General features: G+C 49.6%; 17 protein-coding genes. 10 read left to right on the forward strand and 7 right to left on the reverse strand.

What is annotated here, in order from left to right; translation table 11 throughout:
- Positions 1–10: 10 nt before the first annotated feature.
- Positions 11–508 (reverse strand): flagellar basal body-associated FliL family protein, encoded by a 498-nt coding sequence (locus PSE_RS19950; protein WP_008547501.1) that lies wholly within the window; start codon positions 506–508, stop codon positions 11–13.
- A gap of 278 nt (positions 509–786) precedes the next feature.
- On the opposite strand from PSE_RS19950, the gene flgF reads away from it, so the two are divergent.
- Genes flgF through flgH form a run of 4 tightly spaced genes read left to right on the forward strand, consistent with a single transcriptional unit; the run spans position 787 to position 4,063 of the window.
- Positions 787–1,527, forward strand: a complete 741-nt coding sequence (gene flgF, locus PSE_RS19955; RefSeq protein ID WP_008547825.1) for a flagellar basal-body rod protein FlgF — start codon at positions 787–789, stop codon at positions 1,525–1,527.
- Between the two features lie 11 nt (positions 1,528–1,538).
- Positions 1,539–2,321, forward strand: coding sequence for a flagellar basal-body rod protein FlgG (gene flgG, locus PSE_RS19960; protein WP_008547920.1), 783 nt, complete (start codon positions 1,539–1,541; stop codon positions 2,319–2,321).
- Positions 2,322–2,333: 12 nt separating this feature from the next.
- Entirely contained in the window at positions 2,334–3,302 is a 969-nt protein-coding gene (gene flgA / locus PSE_RS19965) for a flagellar basal body P-ring formation chaperone FlgA (protein WP_008547535.1), read from the forward strand.
- Positions 3,302–4,063, forward strand: a complete 762-nt coding sequence (gene flgH, locus PSE_RS19970; RefSeq protein WP_014286462.1) for a flagellar basal body L-ring protein FlgH — start codon at positions 3,302–3,304, stop codon at positions 4,061–4,063. Before flgA ends, flgH begins: the two co-directional genes overlap by 1 nt.
- A 242-nt stretch (positions 4,064–4,305) precedes the next feature.
- Here the strand turns inward: flgH and dksA are convergent, their stop codons facing one another.
- Together dksA and PSE_RS19980 are read right to left on the reverse strand one after the other, a co-directional pair.
- Positions 4,306–4,722 carry an RNA polymerase-binding protein DksA gene (dksA, locus tag PSE_RS19975; protein WP_008548072.1) on the reverse strand — a complete coding sequence of 139 codons (417 nt, stop codon included), beginning with the start codon at positions 4,720–4,722 and terminating at the stop codon, positions 4,306–4,308.
- Positions 4,723–4,880: 158 nt separating this feature from the next.
- Positions 4,881–5,318: a flagellar assembly protein FliX gene (locus tag PSE_RS19980; RefSeq protein ID WP_051125942.1), complete on the reverse strand. Its 438-nt coding sequence runs from the start codon at positions 5,316–5,318 to the stop codon at positions 4,881–4,883.
- A gap of 250 nt (positions 5,319–5,568) precedes the next feature.
- Between PSE_RS19980 and PSE_RS19985 the strand changes: the two genes are divergently transcribed.
- The 4 genes from PSE_RS19985 (at position 5,569) to PSE_RS20000 (ending at position 8,170) form a co-directional block, all read left to right on the forward strand.
- Positions 5,569–6,687 (forward strand): flagellar basal body P-ring protein FlgI, encoded by a 1,119-nt coding sequence (locus PSE_RS19985; protein ID WP_037036187.1) that lies wholly within the window; start codon positions 5,569–5,571, stop codon positions 6,685–6,687.
- The gene (locus PSE_RS19990; RefSeq protein ID WP_014286465.1) at positions 6,687–7,016 is read left to right on the forward strand and encodes a rod-binding protein; all 330 of its coding nucleotides are present in this window, start codon (positions 6,687–6,689) and stop codon (positions 7,014–7,016) included. The genes PSE_RS19985 and PSE_RS19990 overlap by 1 nt, the downstream gene beginning before the upstream one ends.
- On the forward strand, positions 7,013–7,513 hold the full coding sequence (locus PSE_RS19995) for a hypothetical protein (RefSeq protein WP_014286466.1): 501 nt from the start codon (positions 7,013–7,015) through the stop codon (positions 7,511–7,513). The genes PSE_RS19990 and PSE_RS19995 overlap by 4 nt, the downstream gene beginning before the upstream one ends.
- A gap of 192 nt (positions 7,514–7,705) precedes the next feature.
- Positions 7,706–8,170: a hypothetical protein gene (locus tag PSE_RS20000; protein ID WP_041768703.1), complete on the forward strand. Its 465-nt coding sequence runs from the start codon at positions 7,706–7,708 to the stop codon at positions 8,168–8,170.
- 200 nt (positions 8,171–8,370) lie between these two features.
- On the opposite strand, the gene PSE_RS20005 is transcribed toward PSE_RS20000, so the two are convergent.
- The gene (locus PSE_RS20005) at positions 8,371–9,945 is read right to left on the reverse strand and encodes a flagellin (protein ID WP_014286468.1); all 1,575 of its coding nucleotides are present in this window, start codon (positions 9,943–9,945) and stop codon (positions 8,371–8,373) included.
- Positions 9,946–10,391: 446 nt separating this feature from the next.
- Here PSE_RS20005 and PSE_RS20010 point away from each other — a divergent pair, with 446 nt between their 5' ends.
- Both PSE_RS20010 and flaF read left to right on the forward strand, forming a co-directional pair.
- Positions 10,392–10,847 carry a flagellar biosynthesis repressor FlbT gene (locus PSE_RS20010; RefSeq protein WP_014286469.1) on the forward strand — a complete coding sequence of 152 codons (456 nt, stop codon included), beginning with the start codon at positions 10,392–10,394 and terminating at the stop codon, positions 10,845–10,847.
- Complete coding sequence (gene flaF / locus PSE_RS20015; protein WP_083841593.1) at positions 10,768–11,154, forward strand: flagellar biosynthesis regulator FlaF; 387 nt, start codon at positions 10,768–10,770, stop codon at positions 11,152–11,154. Before PSE_RS20010 ends, flaF begins: the two co-directional genes overlap by 80 nt.
- Positions 11,155–11,184: 30 nt before the next feature.
- Here the strand turns inward: flaF and PSE_RS20020 are convergent, their stop codons facing one another.
- Genes PSE_RS20020 through PSE_RS20030 form a run of 3 tightly spaced genes read right to left on the reverse strand, consistent with a single transcriptional unit; the run spans position 11,185 to position 16,344 of the window.
- Complete coding sequence (locus PSE_RS20020; RefSeq protein ID WP_208997995.1) at positions 11,185–12,771, reverse strand: hypothetical protein; 1,587 nt, start codon at positions 12,769–12,771, stop codon at positions 11,185–11,187.
- Positions 12,771–14,615, reverse strand: coding sequence for a flagellar hook-associated protein FlgK (gene flgK, locus PSE_RS20025; RefSeq protein WP_014286472.1), 1,845 nt, complete (start codon positions 14,613–14,615; stop codon positions 12,771–12,773). Before flgK ends, PSE_RS20020 begins: the two co-directional genes overlap by 1 nt.
- 55 nt (positions 14,616–14,670) lie before the next feature.
- Entirely contained in the window at positions 14,671–16,344 is a 1,674-nt protein-coding gene (locus PSE_RS20030; RefSeq protein WP_014286473.1) for a flagellar hook-basal body complex protein, read from the reverse strand.
- Positions 16,345–16,387 lie beyond the last annotated feature (43 nt).

Consider the following 16,387-nt stretch of genomic DNA (forward strand, 5'->3'; position numbering starts at 1 on the left):
TGCCGCTCCCCTACTGGATCAGGATCTCTTTAAAGAGAACCCCTTCGACCTTGGCTGGATAGATTGCAGAATTGATGCGGCGCAGAAGTTGTTCCTTCAAGCGGAACAGGCCAGCAGACCCTTCAAGATCAGCAGGACGCAGTTCGCGAAGGTAAATCTGGAAAGCATCAAGAATGCGAGGAAGATACGGCTCCACCTGAGAAACCATGCTGTCGCTCTCAACTTCAAGAGCGATGCGGACTTTCAGATAGGTTGTACGGCCTTGGGTAGAAAGATTCACCGTCATTTCTGGCAGATCGTAGAAAACGACAGGCTTGGTTTCAATCTGCTCCACCGTACCATCAGCTCGCTTGACGGTCGCAGTGTCACCCAGATTGATCCAGTCCATTACATATGCACCGCCCACACCAAGGGTTAACAGCAAAACGCCTGCAATCGCACCGATCACAATCTTGCGCTTGCCGGATTTACCCTCATCCTCGGTATTTTGCAGTTCTGCATCCGCCATTTTTGCGTCCCAGTGAATCGCAATCAAAGGTTTAACAATTGTTAATATAACCTAATTGGTTAACAAAGATTACCAAATGGTTAATACGTCATTACTAAGCAATTTTTGCCCACTAGGAAATTAAAGTAGGCATATTTTATCAGATACTTAACAGATATTTTGCCTCCCACTCCATCAAAACAGCAGAATTCAGCCAAAGTCTCAAACTGGCACAACTCCTGCAAGAACCTTAGCGCTGCGGGTCTGGGGAGACCTGTCGCAATGCTGGGGAGCATAAAATGGAAAACGCACAGCTGATCGGCTTGTCACGTCAAAGTGCCCTTCGTCGGAACTTGGATGTGGTGGCCAACAATCTGGCTAACATCAATACGACTGGCTACAAGGCTCAAAGGCTCATCTTTGAGGAGTACCTGATGCCAACCGCGCAGGCGACTGAGTTTCAGCGCCCGGACCGCCCTCTTTCCTTTACGCAGGATGTGGGCACGGCAACAGTTCTGACTCAGGGCTCAATTCAACTGACCGGCAATCCGCTGGACGTTGCAATTGAAGGTGACGGCTATCTTGCTGTAACTGGCGCCGAGGGCGAACAGTTCTATACACGCGCCGGTAGCCTCGCAATTGACCCTGAAGGCACACTCGTGACTGACGGCGGCCTGCCAGTTCTGGCTGATGGCGCTCCAATCCAAATCAATCCTGAAGATGGTGAAATCACCATCACCAAAGAAGGCGTTATCTCCACGGGCCAAGGTGAAATTGGCCGCCTGGATGTTTACACCTTCGACAACCGCCAAGAGCTCAAGCACGTTGGCGTAAACCTGTTTTCCGGCTTGAACCCGATCCCAGCAAACAACCCGACCGTCATTCAGGGAGCCCTTGAAGGCTCCAACGTGGAAGGCGTTCGCGAAATCTCCCGCATGATCGAAATCACCCGTCAATATCAAAGCGTGTCCAAGATGATGTCGCAGCGCAACGAACTCCGTCAGCGCTCCATCCGCGAACTTGGATCGGTTGAAGCTTAAGGAGCAGGACCATGAAAGCCCTACACATCGCCGCAACCGGCATGAAAGCTCAAGAACTGAACGTCGAAGTCATTTCAAACAACGTGGCTAACATGCGCACCACTGGCTATAAACGCCAGCGCGCAGACTTTCAGGATCTGCTCTACGAAAACCAGCGCCGCATGGGCACCGAAACATCTGACGCAGGTACCATCGTTCCAAACGGTGTGCAGATTGGCTCAGGTGTACGCACCGCTGCAACAACCCGCATCATGTCACCGGGCTCCGTCACCCAGACCGGCAACGAATACGATGTAACCATCCGCGGTGAAGGCTTCTTCCAGATCCAACGCCCGGACGGAACAATCGGCTACACCCGAGACGGCTCCTTCGCACGCTCTCAGACCGGCCAGCTGGTGACAAAAGACGGCTACCCTGTTCAGCCAGGTATCACCATTCCGGACAACGCTCGTGATGTAACCATCAACGTTCAGGGCCTCGTACAGGCGATGGACGACAATGATCAGGTTCTGAACCTCGGCCAGCTGGAAACGGCCCGCTTCACCAACCAGGCAGGCCTTGAAGCAATCGGCGACAACCTCTTTCTCGAAACACCAGCAAGCGGCCCGCCACAGCTCAACAACCCAGGTACCGCAGGCTTCGGCAACATTTTGCAGCGTCACCTGGAATCATCAAATGTTGATGCTGTGACCGAGCTTTCCAGCCTGATCTCCGCTCAGCGCGCCTATGAGATGAACTCCAAGATCATCAAGGCAGCCGATGAGATGTACTCCACGACAACGAACCTTCGCTAAGGGGTTGATCTGATGAGAAAGCTGGCAATCACATTCTTCGCAGGCCTGATCGCGCTGGCAGCTGGCAGCGCAATCGCCGCTCCAACCCTGCGCCCAACAGTGAACGTCACAGGCCCAGTCGTGACCATCGGTGATTTTTACACCGAAGCTGGAGATTTGGCGCAAACACCAATCTTCCGCAGCCCAGATCTGGGAACCACAGGTAACGTTTCGGCGCTGATCATCGCGCAGCAAGCACAAGCGGCTGGCTTTATTCAGGCAGACACCAACGGCCTCACCACCGTGAGCGTGCACCGCCTGTCCATACCGGTTGATGAAGTGCTGATCACAGACATTCTGCGCAATGCATTTGCTGAGCGCGCCAGCGTGCAGCCGGATGAAATCGAGATCTCCTTCAGCTCACCACTTCCGGTGAACCTGCAAGCAGACGCAAACGCTATTTCACCGCTGACCATCGGCCACATCAACTGGACACCGCGCACAGCACGCTTCAAAGCGATCCTGAACGTCGTGCAGGAAGGCCAGAGCAAACCGATTTCCGTCATTGGCAACGCTTCTCAAATGGTCTCCATCACAACACTCGCTCGCAATCTGGATCGCGGCGCTATCATCACCGCAAACGATGTCCGCCAGGAACGCAAGCCAGCTTCCCGTTATGCAGGACGTGAGTTTCTTGCTGCTGCCGATCTCATTGGTATGGAAGTGCGCCGAAATATGCGCTCCGGCTCTACAATCACCCCACGCGACGTCAGCACACCTGTTCTGGTAAAACGTGGCGCGAAGGTGACTGTGCTCTACAAAATCCCGGGCATGAACATCTCCACTCAGGGCAAAGCCAAATCTGAAGGCGGCAAAAACGACCTGATCGAGATCCTGAACCCAACCTCAAAGAAAACAATACTTGCAGAGGTGATTGGCAAAAACATTGCCGTCGTAACCACCTCTAACACGCAAGTTGCGGCTGTACTGGGGAACCGTTGATGTCCAGAACTTCTTCAGCACACAAACTCAAGCAATACGCTGCTGTTGCGATTGGCCTTCTGGCTCTTGCGGGCTGCGAAACAGCTGACAAGCTTTCCAAGGTTGGTCAGGAACCTGCATTGACTGCAATTCAGGATCCACGCACCCAGCCGGGCTACCGCCCTGTTCAGATGCCGATGCCAGTGAAGGAAACGGAACGCTACAACGCCAACTCACTCTGGCGCACAGGCAACCGCGCTTTCTTTCAGGATCAACGCGCAAAGCGCATTGGCGACATCGTAACAGTCAATGTCACAATCTCTGACGAAGCAGCTTTCGAGAACTCCTCCAGAAGCTCCCGCAGTGATGCAAAGAACTCTGGTGCAGGCGGCGCACTGGGCGCAACGATCAACACACTGGCCCTTCCTGCTAGCGCATCTGCTGATGCCCTCGCCTCCATCAACAGCTCTGACACGTTTCAGGGCAGCGGCTCAATCGACCGCACGGAGAGCTTGAAGACAACAGTCGCTGCTGTGGTGACACAGGTTCTGCCAAACTCAAACCTTGTCATCGAAGGCCGTCAGGAAGTCCGTGTGAACCATGAAGTACGCGAGTTGATCGTAGCAGGTGTTATCCGCCCACAAGACATTGCATCAGACAACACAGTTGAGAGCACAAAGATCGCTGAAGCACGCATCGGCTACGGTGGCCGCGGACAGATTTCTGTCGCGCAGCAACCACGCTATGGCAGCCAGGTGCTCGACATCGTTCTTCCATTCTAAAGTTCAAAGAACCCAACGCCGCTCAATAAGCTCCCCAGCTTGAGCGGTACATAAAGCGAGCTCGGCAAAATGCTCCCCAGCATGCCGGGCTCGTTTTCTTTTAAAGGCACCAGCCCCACCCCAAAAACGAAACAAGGGAAGCACAGCAGAGCCATGCTTCCCTCGTAAAGTCATACTTCAAGTAATAGTGCCTACAATATTAGGACCACAGCTTGAAAGGCGATATCCTGTCTCCCAGAGGATCAGTCATCCCGATAGATTTTCTCGCGACGCTCGTGGGCTTCCTGGGCCTCGATAGAGAGCGTAGCGATAGGTCGCGCATCCAGTCGGCGTACAGAGATTGGCTCGCCAGTCTCTTCACAATAGCCGTAGGATCCGTCTTCGATGCGAGCAAGAGCAGCGTCAATTTTGGAAATCAACTTTCTCTGCCGGTCGCGCGCACGTAACTCAATCGACCGATCGGTTTCAGAAGAAGCACGGTCAGCCAGATCTGGATGATTTGTGCTCTCTTCTTGAAGCGCAGCAAGGGTCTCCTTGCTCTCTTTCAGAATATCTTCCTTCCACGCAAGCAGCTTTCTACGAAAGTACTCGCGCTGTTGGTCGTTCATGAATGGTTCATCCGGAGATGGACGATAATCAATTGCGACATCAACTGCCATCTGAAACTCCGCCTATTTATATTGGCGGCTGGAATATAACGAGAGGAACCTGAAACAACAATCTACTAAAAAGATGAAATTGTCTAAGAACACAATTATTCAGTGTATTCAGCAACTTATGCGGTTGGAAACCTTCATAACTACCGTAACTAGATAGGCTATTCTACGTAGTGACCAAGCTTTGCGAGCTCGATTCTTGCACGCAATTCAATATCTTCGACAACCTTGTCGAGGCCAGGATTGCCGCTCTTCACCTGCATGGACAAGTTACCAACAAGCCGTTCCAGACGTTCTGGTTGCACCTTACCCTGCAGCAAATCAATCCGCAGCGCATCCAACTGATCAAGCAACTTGTTTCCATGCTGAACAGCACGACGCTTGTCATCAACCTGCACATCCATCTGCTGAAGCGCGAGAAGGGAATCAACACCCTGAAGTGAAGGGGTTGGGACACCAGCCTGAGACTGCGCGACAGTCGTAGTTTCTTCTTCGACAGCAAACGCGCCCGCCTGCTCGCCTTCAGAACCCTTACGACGTTTTGTGCCCACTTTACTCGTGGAGTTCAAACCAGAAACTGGAGTGCTGCGTACAAGCAAAACCTTACCCTCAGAGCTTTATTATTGGACAACAAGCTAAACCCGAACGCATTTGCCGAGCTGATCACGCAAAAACTTTACCAAGCAGGCAACAATTGCCGCATTAAAATTTGCAGTGCTTTAACTTTTATCCACCCCCTACTAAAAATACCCAGTAAATTCAGCAGGTTAAAAATTAGCAAACAACGCTCGGCAACTGGCACAATATTCGCATAATTGCGGCAAGTGTGAATTGTATAGCCGGGTACCAATGCGCTCTTTCGCAAGTTTACGTAGAATCGCCGCAACGGCATTGCTGATCCTTTTTGGCGCGACCTTACAGGCAAACGCCGCCTCCAGGATCAAGGACATTGCCGATTTTGAAGGCATCCGAGACAACCAGCTGATTGGGTACGGCCTCGTTGTCGGCCTTCAGGGCACAGGTGACTCGTTGAACGCCTCACCATTCACTCGGCAATCTTTGCAGGCCATGTTGGAGCGCTTGGGCGTCAACACCAACGAAGCTGACCTGAACACCAAAAACACCGCCGCCGTTATGGTAACAGCCAACCTTCCTGCGTTCTCGACACAAGGTACCCGCATTGATGTCACCGTAAGCGCATTGGGTGATGCTAAGAACCTGCAGGGCGGCACACTGCTGGTAACCCCTCTGATGGGCGCAGACGGTGAAGCCTACGCCATCGCACAGGGCCCGCTGGCGATTGCTGGCTTTGCAGCACAGGGCGAAGCCGCCTCTGTCGTGCGCGGCGTCCCAACATCAGGCCGCATTCCAAACGGCGCACTTGTTGAGCGTGAAGTTGAATTCAAACTCTCTTCACTCAGCTCCATTCGCCTTGCTCTGCGCAACCCGGACCTGACCACATCCCGCCGCATCGCAATCGCAATCAATGAACTGATTGGCCTGCCAACAGCAGAGCCATTGGACCCGGCAACGGTTCGTCTGACACTGCCGAAGCAGTTCGATGGCAACATTGTTGATCTCATCACCGACATTGAACAGCTCATCGTTGAGCCGGACCTCCCAGCGAAGATCGTCATCGACGAAAGCTCCGGCATCATCGTCATGGGACAGCAGGTAAAAGTCTCAACTGTCGCTGTCGCACAAGGCAACCTGACCGTAACAATCGCAGAATCTCCTGAGATCGTTCAGCCACTGCCATTCGCTCAAGGTGACACAGCAGCTGTACCGCGCTCAGACGTTCAGGTGACAGAAGACAACCGCCAGCTCGCACTGGTCAATGAAACAATCACACTTCAACAGCTCGTAGATGGCCTGAACGCTCTGGGCATTGGCCCAAGAGATTTGATCTCCATCCTACAGGCTATCAAAGCCGCTGGCGCCCTCCAGGCAGAAATTGAGGTTCTCTAATGCTGCAACAAGCGCAACTCCCCTCACCTGCTCTGGCAAGCTCTGCTGAGCTGATCAACAGCGCCAAAGCAAATGGTACCGCACCTGTAGGCAAAGACCCGCTTTGGGAAAAAGCCAAGGAATTTGAGTCTGTGTTCCTCAATGAGATGCTGCAGAACATGTTCACCGGCCTTGATGAAGGCGGAACATTCGGCACCGAAGAAGGCTCAGATGCGTGGAAATCCATGCTGATCAATGAGTACGCCAACACAATGTCTCAATCTGGCGGCATTGGTATTGCAGCTTCAGTTCATTCGCAATTACTACAACTTCAAGAGACCGCAGTATGACCAATCACTACGAGGCTGAAACTGTTCAGAGTACAGTATCGTTTGAAGAAGAACCGATCCAAACCCGGCTGCAGGCTGAGGTCTTCTGCGAAAACTTTGAAACCGCGATGGACAATCTGGTCACCATCATCGAAGCAGAAACAGAACTGCTGCGAGACGGCCAGATTTCAGAGCTTCCAACAGTTGCCCCCAAGAAGCATGCTGCAATCGAGTCTTATCTCTCCGGCATCCGCGTCGCCAGCGCCAATGCAATTGCTCTGGGCAATCTCGCCCCACAATCCATTCAACGTATGCGCGAGCGCCACGGCAATCTGAGACCAATTCTGCAAACCAACCTGCAAGTTGTCTCAACGGCACGCTCGGTCACTGATAACGTCATAGAAACCGTTGCCAAGGCTGTTGGATCACAAATGAAAACAAGAGGTTACGGTGCCAACGGCATGATGAGCGCACCGCAAAGATCCGCCCAGGGCATAGCCGTTAACCAAACCCTTTGATCCACGCCATATTAAGCGTGCATATTAACGAAATACCCTGAAGACCGCTCAAACGCTCCCTGAAAAATAAGAGTATTTGGCGGTTTTCAGTACTATTTCTCTAAATATTTAGTAAATTTCGAGTGTTAAGATTAATCTTATTTAAGAACATTCCCCATAAAGTTGTCCGTGAATGAAAACGTGGGGGACATTATGGAAATAGTCGCACAAAGACCAACACTCTTACATCAAGCACTAACAACACAGGCTGCACCTGTGAAGTCGGATACCGAACAGGTCAAAACTGAGCTCGCCGGCGCTCAGGCCGTCACCGCATCCTCAGAATCCTCCGAAAACTCAACCGCCTCCGAGAAGTCTTACCTCTCAGACTCCCGCCTGGGCATCATCCCGAGCAAGCCAAAGGGTGAAGAGAGCCGCGTCGAACGCGGGTACAATTACGATGAGGAATCCGAAGAGCTGATATATGCGATGACACAGCAGCCAGAAGGCGAAGTGATTTACGAACTTCCTTCTAAAACAGCTCGCCGCATTCAGGCCTTCTTGGACGAAGTGTTACAAGCACAGGAAAAGCGTAATCTGGGTGGTGAAGCAAAAGCTATCGAGCCAACAGTCTACGAAGCGAAGCAAGCAACTGCACAGCAAGAGCACGCCGCTTAAACCGGACGCGTTCTACGCCTCAAAATGACTTAATCTAAGAGCCCTGCCGCCCCCGCTGCACGGCTCTTTTTTTGTGCGCGATGACACAACATAAAAACGGCCCACCCGCCATAAAAACGCAAAACAACGCATACACCAACGCAAAAGAAAAACGCGCCCAAAATGAGCGCGTTCTCCAAATTCTAAATCTGAAACAAAGCTTATCGGATAAGCTGCAGTACAGACTGGTTAGCCTGAGTTGCCAGAGACAGAGTAGAAGTTGCAATCTGGTTCTGAGTGTTCAGAGCTGCCAGGTTTGCACCTTCAAGGTTTGTATCTGCCAGTGTCAGCTTGCCAGCACCAACCTCAAGAGTATTGATCAGATCAGCGGTGAAGTTTTGACGGTTGGTTACGATTGACAGGTTCGTACCGAAAGTAGAAGCCTGAGAACGAAGATCAAGCTGCGCCTGACGAACTTGATCGAGAGATTCTTCGATCAGCTCATCAGAACCCCAACCCTGACCAGCAATAGTTCCCAAATCTGCACCGATGGTGTTCTTACTATCATCTGCAAACTCAGCGCCTGTACCATTACCTGTGAAGGTGAAAGAGAGCTCTTTACCCTCATCAATCTCAGAAGTCAGCTGATTATCAATACTTGCGTTATCGATCTCTAGCTTGCCGTCAACGATGCTTGCAGTTACGTCACTATCGACACCTGCAATAGCTGAAACAAGATCATCAACATCCGTAGTTGCACTTATCGTCAAGCTGGATGCAGGGCCGTCGCCAAACTTATATGTAATCTGATCGCCAACTGAAAACGCCGCAAGATCAGAAAGTTTAGTTTCGCCAACAAGGCTCTTCTTCACTTCAAGACCATTAATGCCGGCACCGGAAGTACTACCGCCACTGGTAAAGTTGAACGAGACATCTTCAGTCAGACCTGAAATTTTCAGATTACCATCACCAGTAACCTCAACGCTTGCAGAAGCACCGACTTCAGTTTGGAGGAATGTTTCAAAGTCATCAAGAGATTTCGTAGTAGAATCAATATCGAAATCTTCAGTAGACCCATCTGCTTTTACGAGTTGGATGGTGTCACCGTTAGCAAAGTCCGTTAAATCGTGGAATGCTTTGGCTGTAGTATCACCTGCTGCCAAACCACCCAAAGAGACAATTTTTGTAGAATCAACATCTGCAACAAAACCCAGATCAAAGGAGGCTTTATTGTCGACCGCATCTTGCTCAGCAACAGTCTCGCCAATTTTGCCAAGCTGGAATGCGGCATCTTCAGAATCAAGATCCGTGTAATCGACAGCACCGATGTTCAAATTAGATGAACCATCTTCATTGAACTTCACCAGCAAATCGTTACCTTCACCACCAAGAAGGTTCTTGCCTTTATAGCCCGAATCTTTAGCGATATCTTCAATTTGAGTGCGCAACTCGTTGAACTCAGAAGCGTACTTCGCACGAGTTTCTGCATCTTCAGACTGAAGTGCCTGATTGGCCTTACCTTTCGCAGCATCAAGAAGCTTATCGATTGCCTCAATGCCTTTATCAGCAGCTTCCAGAGTAGAAACGGACTGCCCAATATCGTCTTGCAGATTACCTAAATCAGACGCGCGTGAATTCAAAGACGACGCAGTAAAGAATGAGTTAGGATTATCAAGAGCGGAATTAACTTTCTTACCAGTGGAAAGGCGCTCTTGTGTCTGAGAGATGAGATTAGCTGTGCTCTGCAGGGTGTTCAGGTTAGTGCGCACCGCAGAGGTGAGTGTAATATCAGCCATTTTATATTTCCCTTCTAGGATAATGAATGACCCTTCCTGGGTCACAAACGCAGCAAATAATTACTGAGTTTTAATTGGGTACAATTACCCGTCCTGCGAGTAAAGGGGGAACGTGTTAACAAGCGCTTAATAAATCAGGGATTGTAGTGGTGATCATAGCACACATCTTAAAAATGAAAATTTTACTCAATTAATTCAGCGAGATAACTCAAAGGCTATTTGAAGCATCGCGCCAATATTGTCTGTGCATATTTCTTGGTTCAGTACTTTGATAAACCTCGCAAACAGCTCAATCTGTCATGCATCAAGTCCGGTTCAGGAAATTCAATTCAGAAACGCTCTAAACTTGATCAAAATTCGAAATAAATCGCTGAATAACTCGTAAGAATTAACTAGATTAACCTTTTGGTTGCCATCATAGTTAAGAGTGGTTTGAAGGAGGCTGCATGGCACTAAAGGTAGAACTGAAACCCGGAGAAAAACTGATTGTTGGTGAAACACTTATCACCAACGACAAGCAGCGTGCACGCTTTTTCATACAAGGTGATGCACCGATCCTCCGCGAGAAAGATATTCTGCTACCTGAAGACGCCAGCACGATGGCACAACAGGTCTACCTTGCAGTCCAAGTTATGTATTTGAAGCAAGACATAACGGTTACTCAGAAAGAGTACTTCGAAGTTATTGGAAAGATCTTGCAGGCCGCACCAAGCACACGCGACCTTATCAGTGATATCGGCACAGCAATATTGCAAGAAGAGCTCTATCGCGCTTTAAAGCTCGCGAAGAAACTGATTGAATATGAAAGGACTTTGATAAGTCATGTATCAACAAGCAACTCAGGCATATCAGCAGTCCGCGAACACCTCGGCCTCAGCAGATCCGAGAGCTCTGGAAGCTGAAGCTCTGATGAAAGCCGCGGCGCGTTTATCTGTGTTGCAGCGCGAGTGGGGTACCATTTCGCGGGAAGAACGCAATGATGCACTCATCTTCAATCGTACACTCTGGACAATCTTTGTAACAGAAGCGACAGCAGATTACAGCGAACTACCATTAGAACTCCAAAACAACATCGCCAATTTGGCTCTGTTCATGTTTAACAGGACCTTAGAGATGATGGCAGGTGCAGAGCCCGAAGCACTTGAAACGATGATCAACATCAACAAGTCATTGGCCTCGGGATTGAGAGGGCAAAAGGCAAACATATAAATTAAAGCCTCCTCTCTGGGAGGCTTTAATTTATCTTAGAAAGTTTGTTATGCTGAGGTTTAACAACATCGAAGTAGCCTGATAGGAGGCTTCCAAATCAGTGCTCAAGACGGCTATTTCCGTACCAACTTCAGTCTTATCGACATTCTCTAGACCCGTCAGCGTATTCTGGTAGGTCAACAATTCTTGTTTCTGGCGTTCTACTGTACGGACTACCGTTGTATTAACAACAGACATCTCAGAGGCGACACTCTGAAGCCCCGAGTTACGATCTCCGGCAACAGAGAGTGCATCATCGCTCTTCTTCGCTAAAACGGCGTAATATGCCTTCGCCTCTGCTTCACTCGCCTCATCATCAGGCGTCTCAGCAGTAAAGTCCGCAGCTACAAACACAGCTAAGTTCTGCAGCTGTTCGGAAAATGCTTTCTCATTTGCACGAGCACCGTATTCAACCCGCACATTGTCATCAATCTGAACGACCTTATCAGCACGCGGATCATCATCATTCTCGGTGCCAGTGTACCAATCCACCAGAAGATCCGTTCCAGTCTCATAACCAGAGCCATCTGCTTTTGGCACTTTTGGAGTTGGATCAGGACGTCCGTGGTTACCAAAAAACTCTTCACCAGCCTGAACATCAGCAACCGCTCGAAGTTCCGTTTTAGCTATACCGCTAATAGCTTTATCAAAAGCAGCTTGGGCATTTTGAGCACTTTCAAGAGTGGGATTGGCACCTGTACCGATCAGAAAAGTCCCCTCGCCTGCATCCGGATCATCCGTGGCAGTGAGTTTGACCACTGATGTGCTGCCATCAGGAAGTTCAAGCTCAACTTCAATCGTATCACCAACCACAGGCGTATCATTAAAAGCAAACGTCCCTTGCTTACCCTGAAGGTTGAGTGGATCAGAAACATCTTCTGGCACGACAGCGGTAGTTACATCAGCGGAGGATGCAGTGACGGAGTTGATCTGAAAACCAAATCCTTCAACGTTGTCTTGTTGCAGCGTGAGTGTCGGTACGCCAGCAGGACTCGTTACGCTAGACTCAATTCTTCCATTTTCAGAAGCACCGATATGTGCGTTTTCATAGCGTTTCATCAACTCTTTGAGGCCAAGCTTGCCACCTTGCCCGTCCATAATTGCGTCGAGAGATGCAACAGGCGGCTCAGTTGCATCCTTACCACCAAACAGATAGTAACCATTCACTTCTGAGTTTAGCTGCGAGATCGTCTCATGCAGCATGATTTCAGTTGCTTGCTGACTTGTGGTTTGGCCTTCAGTCGTCAGCGTATAGTTGTTTTCATCGATAGCACTCACGCTCTCAGCACGCATCTTCTCCATGTGCTCAAGAGATTTGCCCATCAAATCCAGCTGAATACTCGCAATAGCATTTGAATCCTCGTAAATCCCAATATTCGAGATCTCACGACGCAACTCCAAAGCCATACGGGAATCGGAACTGATCCCTCCGTAAGTCTGAGACTTCAATCCTGAGCTCAGCTGAATGGACTTATTCTCCAGCTGCGTTTTCTGCTGCATTAGGAGATCGACCATATAACTATGTGACTTGGAATAACCAATTGTATTCATTTGAATATCCGATTCATAAAACAACATTATCTGATACTGAATAGAGTATCGTAAAGCTCATCGATGGCTGACAAAACACGCGCATTGGCGGCATAAGCATTCTGTAATTCAGTCAGCTTAACCAGCTCTTCATCTACATCAACCTTATAGCTGTTCTCATAAGCATTTTTGGCAATACTCGTGACAGCCTTGGAGTTGCTTTCAGCTGAAGTTGCAGCGCTCGCAATCTGACTCTGCTTTACAACCGTTTCAATGCCAAAGTCGGAAATCGTACCCACATAAGGCGCATTTTTCGCACCAACCCCTGAGCTTGGAGAAAACGTGTACTCGGTCTTAGTCAGCCGATCTTTCAGAAGATTTGCGCGCTCAGAGCTTTGCTTGTCTGTTTCGCCAGCCAACAGACCAGGATCATCCAGAACCGCCTTATTTACAGTAATCCGTTGCGCAAAACCGGTCTTCTGCCCACCCTCTTCAAGGGCTCCAGTGTATGGAACACCACCATCATTAGAGTCTACAAAAAGAGGAATCTCAGACCCATCCGCCGCTGTAACCGTTCGTGTATTTTTCGCAGTAAGCCCGGTAACTTCAATAGTCCCAGGGCTCGTTGGAGCCAAAACCTTCAGCTCCCCACCCGCATCTACAGAAACATCAAAACCACCACCGAGAGCGCTCGATATCTGGCTTTGGAGGGATGCAGACGTCGCAGGAATGACAAGCCCATGAACGATGTCGTTTGAATCAGCCGTCACATCTGGAGAAAGTGGCAACAAACTCGGATCAGTAACAGTTACAAACGTAACCTTCCGGCTCTCGCCATTAACGTTGAACTCAAGCTCAATAGTGTCGCCAGAAGAACTGAGATTAGACGTATCAACAATTAAACCCGTTGCAGCAGGAGGTGCACCACCGTCATCCGCCGCAATACCTTCAGATGTCTGTTGAGACAGTGAAAGCGCCATCTGGCTAGCCAGCTCATCCAACCGGGCTTGCGTTTCTGGAAGAGTACTGTCCCGCAGCTCAACAAGGGCACCCATACTACCGCTTTTCAGATCATGGCTGGAGAGCTCCATGACGGCACCAGAGCGCGACTTCACCTCAATCGGGTTTCCTTCAACACCAACCCCAAGAGTGGGCTTAGGCGTAAACTGAAGCTCTGAGGCTCGATCGTTGTAAAGAGTAATCCCAGACTGCGTTGAGATGCGGAGCAATCCGTCATTACCCTGATCGATCTCGACATCCATCTTCTCTGTAAGAGCTTCCAGCTGGCGATCCATCTGGTCCTGCAAATGAGCTGTCTCACGTCCAGCAGAACGCTCAACAATAATGCTATCTTCCAGGCTCTCAATTTCTTTGAGGATCGCATTTACCTGATCAACATCATCTGCAATTGCAGCATCCGTATCACGACGCATTTCCTGCACTTGCTCGGCAGAACTGTTTATACTCCTAGAAAGCTCTTCCGCAGCATTTACAGCAACTTCCTGCGCACTTTGAGAACTTGGGTCTGTTGCTAGTGACGTTAGAGCATTTGTGAAGTTGTTCATCAAGCTCGGTATAGAGTTGGAATCTCCAACCTTCCCGAACATCTGATCAAGCTGTTTGATATACTCGTTGTATTGGGTCGAGTAAGCTGAATCGCTCAAGCTCTCCCAGTAGGCAGATTGAAGTTCGGTGTTGACTTGTCGCTTAACTTGATTGGTCAGCACAGACGATGAGGACGTCGAGGTGTTATGAACCTCAGTACCAACAATAGTCTTGAGCGTGTAGCCCTCAACATTTGCATTCGCGACGTTCTTAGACGTAACCGCGAGCTGAGCTTTTGTGAGCGACAAACCCGACATCGCTGCATTAAGAGCCGCACCGAGTGTCATATTCCAAACTCCTTAAAGCAATGAGAGGTAGGCAGTTGCCTACCTCATCACCAAACTATCGAACAATATTAAGGACCGAATCCAGCATCTGGTTTGCAGTCGAAAGAACCTTAGAGTTTGCAGAGTACGCCTGCTGAGTAATGATCAGCTTTGAGAACTCTTTCGCAATGTCAGCGTTCGAACTTTCAAGCGCCTTCGCTCGAATAGTTCCACCATTACGGAAGTCTGGCTCACCAGAAGTCGACGTTTCAGAGAAAGCCGCACCATCCACGCGCTGCAACTCCTGTTCAGCAGCAAAGGTCGCTACAGGAATTTTGTAGAGCTTTTGCGATTTATCGTTGGAATACTTACCAATCACATTGCCTTCAGCATCGATAGAAACATCCTGCAACGTACCGGATGGGAAACCATCCTGCGACAAATCGATGCTGGTCGCATTGCCAATTGTGTCTTCGTACTGAGTCAGGTTTTCTTGGCCAAACTTGAATGTAATGTCGCCCATGCCAACGCCATTTACTTCAAGATCAGGAATTTCGACCAGGCCAGAAGCTGGAGAAGTCAGACGGCCTGCAGCATCAAAAGTCATGTCGCTGACTTTTTTCCAAGCCACTTCATCACCAGTTGCTTTGGTATTCGTGTTGTAAAACAGAGACCACTTGTTCTCAGCGTTCAGCGCCCAACGCAGCTCCACGTTAACTGGAGTACCGTTTTCATCGTAAACAGTCTCCTGACCACCAGCGATGGATGATTTGATGAAGTCATCAGCTTTATCGCCAGTTACAACTGTGCGATCAACCGAAGTGGCTGGTGCGATCGGCTGAGCGGTCAATGATACGTTGATTGGAGTTGCGCCGCCTGTAAATGTCATATCTTCGAGCGAAGAAATACTAATCTTACCAGTAGACAGCATTTCAGCGCTCACTCCGTGCATACTATTCAATTTATCAAGCAAATCTTGAACTGTAGTATCAGCACCAACAGTAAACGTTTCAGCAGAATGCGCACCAACAGTTAATGTTATAGTATCGCCTGGACTAAACTCATCTGAATCTTGAAGCAAACTAGTTGCAGTTAAGATGGTTGCTGGTGAGCCACCATCATCCAATACTGGAGTAGCTTGCGTATCCTCTGTCGAGAATACACTCAAATCCACATACTGAGAGTTTGGCGCACCGTCGGTTGTGTCATAGTTGTCCGTGGTAGGCGTAGACGGCAAGTTTGCTTGATAGTCGATCTGAGTTGATGGCTTGGCAGGCATCGGCGCATCGGAAACCTGAATAGGTTCCGGGCGATCGCTAACAGCGCCTGTTGCAGGATTGATTGGGTAACCCTGCAAGAAATACCCGGCAGAGTTGACTAGATTACGCTCGGTATCCAGCTCAAAATCACCCGCACGTGTGTAGTAGCTCTCAGGCGTTTGCTGAGTAAGACCATCCCGGTTTGTTACGAGAAAGTATCCAGGACCATTGATCGCCATATAAGTATTACGATCAGCAGATGTGATATCACCGGACAAGTAGTTCGTCGCACGGGACGTCGCAAGCACTGTGCCTGAAACCTGCTCACTCTGACGACTGCCGGTGCTGGCAACGAGATCAGAGAAGCTTGTGTCGAGGCGTTTGTAGCCGGTGGTCGAGGAGTTCGCCACGTTACCGGAAATATTCTCCAACGCCTTGGACTGTGCGTCCAGACCAGTCGTTGCAGAGTTGATTGCACCATAAATACTCATCGAGCCCACCTAAAATTCAAATTCGCTCAAACTTGCGCAGATT

It is taken from the genome of Pseudovibrio sp. FO-BEG1 (assembly GCF_000236645.1).
GTDB lineage: Bacteria > Pseudomonadota > Alphaproteobacteria > Rhizobiales > Stappiaceae > Pseudovibrio.

Excerpts from the sequence above, each read along its gene's own strand:
- PSE_RS19950 (WP_008547501.1), bottom strand. The coding sequence starts at position 508 with ATGGCGGATGCAGAACTGCAAAATACCGAGGATGAGGGTAAATCCGGC.
- flgF (WP_008547825.1), top strand. The coding sequence starts at position 787 with ATGGAAAACGCACAGCTGATCGGCTTGTCACGTCAAAGTGCCCTTCGT.
- flgG (WP_008547920.1), top strand. The coding sequence starts at position 1,539 with ATGAAAGCCCTACACATCGCCGCAACCGGCATGAAAGCTCAAGAACTG.
- flgA (WP_008547535.1), top strand. The coding sequence starts at position 2,334 with ATGAGAAAGCTGGCAATCACATTCTTCGCAGGCCTGATCGCGCTGGCA.
- flgH (WP_014286462.1), top strand. The coding sequence starts at position 3,302 with ATGTCCAGAACTTCTTCAGCACACAAACTCAAGCAATACGCTGCTGTT.
- dksA (WP_008548072.1), bottom strand. The coding sequence starts at position 4,722 with ATGGCAGTTGATGTCGCAATTGATTATCGTCCATCTCCGGATGAACCA.
- PSE_RS19985 (WP_037036187.1), top strand. The coding sequence starts at position 5,569 with ATGCGCTCTTTCGCAAGTTTACGTAGAATCGCCGCAACGGCATTGCTG.
- PSE_RS19990 (WP_014286465.1), top strand. The coding sequence starts at position 6,687 with ATGCTGCAACAAGCGCAACTCCCCTCACCTGCTCTGGCAAGCTCTGCT.
- PSE_RS19995 (WP_014286466.1), top strand. The coding sequence starts at position 7,013 with ATGACCAATCACTACGAGGCTGAAACTGTTCAGAGTACAGTATCGTTT.
- PSE_RS20000 (WP_041768703.1), top strand. The coding sequence starts at position 7,706 with ATGGAAATAGTCGCACAAAGACCAACACTCTTACATCAAGCACTAACA.
- PSE_RS20005 (WP_014286468.1), bottom strand. The coding sequence starts at position 9,945 with ATGGCTGATATTACACTCACCTCTGCGGTGCGCACTAACCTGAACACC.
- PSE_RS20010 (WP_014286469.1), top strand. The coding sequence starts at position 10,392 with ATGGCACTAAAGGTAGAACTGAAACCCGGAGAAAAACTGATTGTTGGT.
- flaF (WP_083841593.1), top strand. The coding sequence starts at position 10,768 with ATGTATCAACAAGCAACTCAGGCATATCAGCAGTCCGCGAACACCTCG.
- PSE_RS20020 (WP_208997995.1), bottom strand. The coding sequence starts at position 12,771 with ATGTTGTTTTATGAATCGGATATTCAAATGAATACAATTGGTTATTCC.
- flgK (WP_014286472.1), bottom strand. The coding sequence starts at position 14,615 with ATGACACTCGGTGCGGCTCTTAATGCAGCGATGTCGGGTTTGTCGCTC.
- PSE_RS20030 (WP_014286473.1), bottom strand. The coding sequence starts at position 16,344 with ATGAGTATTTATGGTGCAATCAACTCTGCAACGACTGGTCTGGACGCA.